The organism is Paenibacillus sp. P4_A9 (genome assembly GCF_056402415.1).
Genome location: NZ_JBFUHL010000159.1, coordinates 1 through 3,113, shown reverse-complemented (window position 1 = coordinate 3,113; position 3,113 = coordinate 1). Strand labels below are relative to the sequence as shown.

The 3,113-nt window shown below is 41.3% G+C and carries 2 protein-coding genes; both read left to right on the top strand.

The features are described 5' to 3' along the window. Positions 1–179 precede the first annotated feature (179 nt). Positions 180–2,009: an S-layer homology domain-containing protein gene (locus tag AC1DVJ_RS30385; protein WP_477596561.1), complete on the top strand. Its 1,830-nt coding sequence runs from the start codon at positions 180–182 to the stop codon at positions 2,007–2,009. A 34-nt stretch (positions 2,010–2,043) separates the two neighbouring features. Then, positions 2,044–2,766 carry a stalk domain-containing protein gene (locus AC1DVJ_RS30380; protein ID WP_477596559.1) on the top strand — a complete coding sequence of 241 codons (723 nt, stop codon included), beginning with the start codon at positions 2,044–2,046 and terminating at the stop codon, positions 2,764–2,766. The last annotated feature ends 347 nt before the right edge of the window (positions 2,767–3,113 follow it).

Sequence of the window (3,113 nt, the reverse complement as noted above, 5' to 3'; positions counted from 1 at the left end):
CCAAACGGGGGAGATCTTTTTGTTCTCATTTCCTGTAAAATAAGATCGAGATTTTACTTAATATTTTATTGAATAGGGGAGTAACCAAAATGAAAAAAATAGGACACAGATTTACCAAAAAAAGAACAACAGCCATATTATTGAGCATAATGTTGGTTTTGTCATTCATGAGCTCGCTCATGACATCCRTACCAAATGCATCTGCGGCGGTAAATCAAGATATTCAAGACATTATAAATGATGCGAAACTGAGGGTCGGCGTGATTTTCGAAAGTAATGGCGGTACTGAAGTAAGCATCCCAGATATTAGAAGTGTTGATGCGTGTAAAACAGGGTGTGCAATTGATGCTCCAACCCCGACGAAGGAAGGGTTCGTATTCGAAGGATGGTACTTTGACGTTGCGTTGACCGATAAATTCCTTGGTAAGATCTATGGTCATACAATCTTAAAAGCGAAATGGATACCCGTGGGTACTGTCGCCAGAGTGACCTCTACAATAGGCRTAGTTAGCACACTCGGAGGACCAAATGAAACAATAACTAACATTCCAAACGGAACACTGGTAATTGATCTGATAGTTGAGATCACGCCAGTGGACGGTGCAACATTTGATGTTTATGAAGAAGATGGAACGACGCCACTGATCAATTTATATACAACATTGACAACAGGCAATAAGCTCATTGTTATTTCGGAGGATGGATCAACGAAAGTAACGTATACCTTGACGGTGAATGCTGGAATAAGCAAGATTGCGACGATAACCTCTACAATCGGGACCGTAAGTGCAGGAGGATCAGCGAATGAATCGATAACCAACATTCCGAGTGGAACAACGGTAACGGCTCTTAAAGCAGCGATCACACCGGCGGCGGGTGCAACTTTTGACGTATACGATGCAGATGGGACGACGCTAGCAGCAACTTTGGCAACAGGCAAGAAGGTCATTGTCACAGCACAGGATAAAATAACGAAAGTAACATATAACCTTATTGTGGACCCAGCAATCGGCACGTCAGTGCTATCAAAAGATGGCACATTAACGCTTCCGTTAGGTAAATCTGGTGAGGTTAGTTTGGACAATGCGATAACGATCTCGGTTCCTGTCGATGCTGCGAGCAAAGAACTGAAATTAACAATCGAAAGACTGTTGGATAACAAGCAGCTTTTAACGGATAAGAATGTATTGATCAGCCCGATCTTTGAGATTTTGAAAAACCTCTCGGAAAATTTCGATAAGCCGGTCACGCTGACCTTCGCTTTCGATCCGACAAAATTGAGCGGTGATCAACAACCGGCTGTATTTTATTACGATGAATCGAAGAAGTTGTGGGTGGAAGTCGGCGGTATTGTTACCGGTGGTAATCTTATCACCGTAAATGTAAATCATTTTACTAAATTTGCAGTTATGGCTGTAGGTCAAGCGGCGATTGTTCTAGAAAAACCAGAAGATCCAAAAGATTCTATGATTACCTTTAGTGATATTCGTGGACATTGGTCTGAGGACAACATCAAAAAGGCAGTAAGCAGCGGAATTGTCGCTGGTTATCCGGACGGTACGTTCAAGCCCGATAAAACCGTTACTCGTGCGGAATTTGCCGTGATGCTAATCAATGCACTGAAGCCACAAAGTAAAGAAGCCGAGTTGACTTTTGCCGACAAAGAGAAGATCGCAAACTGGGCACAGAGTGCTGTAGCCAAGGCTGTAGATGCCGGCATTATTGGTGGTTATGAGGATGGTACATTCCGTCCAGCTGCAGAAATTACTCGCGCCGAGATGGCCGTGATGATCGCGAGAGCACTTAAGCTAGCACTACCTGCGAATTCGGTAACTGACTTCTCTGATGACAGCACCATTCCGGCATGGTCGAAAGGTGCTATTGGCGAATTGAAGAAGCTTGGCATTGTAGGGGGCAAAGGGGCCAATGAATTCGTTCCAAATGCTCAAACAACAAGAGCTGAGGCCRTAACCGTTTTACTTAACATGCTGGCACAGAAGAATAAGTAAGTTAATTGTATTAATCATTTTTTAGGAGGATATCATGAGCAAACTTAAGAGTTTAAAGCTTGTAACGGGTGGGTTTTTAGCTGGTGCCATTTTCTTCGGGGGTATTTCGTATGCAGCTGAAGCAATTGGTCTAGATGTGTATTACGGAGTTAAGCTTATTTATAATGGCGTAGATAAAACTCCAGAAGATCAGGAAAAGAAGCCATTTATTGCAAATGGCACTACCTACGTACCTCTTAAAGTAATCAGTGATTTATTGCAAGTTGATGCTAAATGGGATGGAGATAACAATGCTGTCGTTATTAATCAGATTACACMTTTACCAGAACCATCAAAAGTTAACGCTCTTGGAGGACCTTTTGACTCCGYTAAAGATGATAGTGAGTTTATGAAACAACAGATTCCTTTTTACCTAAATGTAAAGCATGAAGAACAAATGATTCTTAATATGAAGGAAACTGGTAATAATATATTCTACATATGGAAAAAAGATTCGGCAGTTGGTGGCACCGTATCTTTTCCGCTTAATGGGAACTTCTCCAAATTATCTTTCACACTTAAATTAGATAGCATACGACGTAGTGACGTATCTTTCGTGGATCAAGATGGTAAGAATCTGGAGGTAAGTACGTCAAAAGTAGGTTTTGACGATGCACTAATCATTGATACAAAAGGAGTTCAAGAACTGGTAGTTAAAATTGAAGAGGAAGCCAGCACTGGACGCATTGATATCATTAATCCAATACTTATCCCGTAAAAACTCTGCCATTCAACTCCACATATAAAGAACAAGCGATCAGGAGGAAAATGCGCCTGGTCGTTTGTTCTTCTTTGAGTTGCGATCATATTTTTATATGATTATTGTAAATTGGGGACTACAAATATGATAGAATTTATATAAATCAACTAAACAGCTGATCGATCCTCTGGTATTAAGATGACTAGGCAATAACGAATATAGAGAGTGGGGGAAATAGTTCTAATGATCTCTAGAAGACAGTTTGTCAAAAGATTACTTGCAACAGCGTTTGCACTAACTGGTGCAGGTGCGCTGCTCTCGCAAACATTGAAAAACCGGGATACGAAGGGAACAATAGTTGAGCC